General features: G+C 71.9%; 2 protein-coding genes. One reads left to right on the forward strand and one right to left on the reverse strand.

Translation table 11 applies throughout. From position 1 onward, the window contains the following. Nucleotides 1-110: 110 nt before the first annotated feature. Nucleotides 111-740, reverse strand: coding sequence for a phosphatase PAP2 family protein (locus PSH25_RS28860; RefSeq protein WP_238662033.1), 630 nt, complete (start codon nucleotides 738-740; stop codon nucleotides 111-113). A gap of 170 nt (nucleotides 741-910) precedes the next feature. Here PSH25_RS28860 and PSH25_RS28865 point away from each other — a divergent pair. After that, nucleotides 911-2,568, forward strand: a 1,658-nt coding sequence (locus tag PSH25_RS28865) for a glycoside hydrolase family 65 protein (RefSeq protein ID WP_238662034.1), incomplete at its 3' end; no start/stop codon positions are given.

The raw sequence follows: 2,568 nt of genomic DNA on the forward strand, positions 1-2,568 counted from the left end.
CAAGATCGCGCTCGATCCAGGATCCAGTGGTGTTCCTCGCGATGGAGGCCACTACAACCAGGATCGAGCGCGATCTTGGCAGCGGGTAGCGGCGAGGGCTACGTCGGCGGTCAGGGGCGGGAGCGGCTGGCCAGTTTGGGGACCGGGCTGTCGGGGCGGTTGGCCCGGCGGCGGAGCACCTCGCCGGTCGGGCGGGCCAGCAACGGGGTGACCACCACGGCGACCAGGGCACCGAACAGCACGCCAGCGATCACGTCGTGCGGGTAGTGCACGCCCACGAAGACCCGGGAGAAGGCGCCGAGCGCGGCCAGGGGCAGCGCGACCAGGCCGAGTCGCCGGGAGAGCAGCAGGGTGGTGACCGCCAGCGCACCGGCGATGGTGGCGTGGTTGCTGGGGAACGACCAGTCGCCCGGGGGTGGGCAGGCGCCCGCGATGATCTCCCGACCGATCGTCCGGCAGGGGCGCTCCTCGTCCACCACGGTCTTGAGGAACTCACTGCCCACGTACGCCAGGAGGGCTGGCACCGGCGCGATCAGGGCGAGTGCCCGGTCGTGCGGGCCGCCGGACCGGCGGCTCAGCGCGGCCATCACCAGCAGCGCGCCGAGCAGCAGGATCACCCCCTCGGTGGCGTGTCCGACGAACCACTGCACCGGCTCTGGGCTGCCGGCGGCGGCGTCGACGACGTCGCTGTACCACTCGGCGCTGATCTCCGGAACGTCCATGCTGCCGTTGTCGAGCATGCATCACCTCACTTCACGTTCATACCCTGTTCACCTTGGGCACACCCTACGAACGCGCCGGAGGGCACCGCTCCTGTCGAAGGTCGGACGGTCCTCACCACCTTCGTCCAGGATCCGCACAGCCGGCTCTGGTTGGCTGTCGGAGAACGTCGACATCGACAGGAGGCTTCGTGCAGACCGGTTCGGCCACCGATCAACCGCAGTCCACCGCCGCGACGGGGGACGACGAGACCTGGCGGATCCGGCGTACGGAGGCCGACCTGGACCGGCTCGGCGAGACCGAGTCGATCTTCGCGTTGGGCAACGGGTGGATCGGCTGGCGTGGGGTGCTCGACGAGGGCGCCCCGTGCGGGATGCCGGGCAGTTACGTCAGTGGCTTCCACGAGCGGCGCGAGCTGAGCTATCCCGAGGAGGGGTACGGGTTCCCGTCGGCCAGCGACACCGTCATCAGCACACCGAACGCCGCACTGATCCGACTCTGGGTCGACGACGAGCCGCTGGATCTCCGGACCGGAATGCTGCGCAGCCACGAACGGGTGCTCGACCTGCGTACCGGCGTGCTGCGCCGGGAGACCGAGTGGGTCTCACCGGCCGGTCGGGGCGTACGCATCCGCAGCACCCGGTTGGTGTCCCTGCCGCGTCGCCCGGTGGCCGCCGTCCGGTACGAGGTCGAGCCGTTGGACACCGCCGTCGAGCTGCGGGTCTGCTCGGATCTGCTGGCCAACGAGAAGGTGCCGGAGCGTTCGGACGACCCTCGGGCCGCCTCGGTGCCCACCGACCCGCTGACCGCCGAGACGTACCGTGCGACCGGCCTCGACGGCGTGCTGGTGCACCGCACCGAGCGCAGCGACCAGCGCGTCGCGGTCGCGGTCAGTCACCTGCTGGACGGGCCGGGCACGGTGACCACGACCGGTGACTGCACCCCGGACCGGGTCCGGCTGACCGTGACGGGTCGCCTGCACCCGGGGGAGCGGTTGCGGCTGACGAAGTTCGCCGCCTACGAGTGGGCGGCGGTCGACGCGACGCCCGCCGACGAGTTGGCCGCCCTGGTCGCCGCCGAGGCGGACGCGGCGCGCGCGGACGGCTTCGACGCCCTGCTCACCGACCAGCGCGCCGCCCTGGACGCGGCCTGGCAGGTCGCCGACGTGCAGCTCGACGGCGATCCGGAGCTTCAGCAGGCCGTTCGGTTCGCGATGTTCCACCTGATCCAGGCCGGTCGTCCGGACTCCGACCGGACCATCTCGGCGAAGGGGTTGACCGGCAACGGCTACGACGGGCACGTGCTCTGGGACACCGAGAGTTATGTCCTGCCGGTGCTCACCTACCTGGCCCCGGCGGTGGCCCGCTCGGCGCTGAGGTGGCGGCACGCCCACCTCCCCGAGGCACGGGAGCGGGCCGCCGAGCTGCGGTTGACCGGCGCGACCTTCCCGTGGCGCACCATCGGCGGCCGGGAAAGCTCCGGCTACTGGCCGGCGGGCACCGCCGCCCTGCACGTCAACGCCGACATCGCCGACGCGGTGCTGCGTTACCTGGCGGCCACCGACGACCAGCGGTTCCTGGCCGAGGCGGGGCTGGAACTGCTTGTGGAGACGGCCCGGCTCTGGCACGGCTTCGGTCACTGGTCGAGCGAGGGCGACTTCCACCTGCACGGCGTGACCGGCCCGGACGAGTACGCCGCGCTTGTCGACGACAACGTCTTCACCAACCTGATGGCGAAGCGCAACCTGCGCGGCGCGGCGGACGCCGCCGAGGGGCATCCCGAGCTGGCCGACCGGCTCGGTGTGGACCGCGACGAGGTGGCCGGTTGGCGGGCCGCCGCCGACGCGAT

The organism is Micromonospora foliorum (assembly GCF_022229015.1).
Lineage (GTDB): Bacteria > Actinomycetota > Actinomycetes > Mycobacteriales > Micromonosporaceae > Micromonospora > Micromonospora foliorum.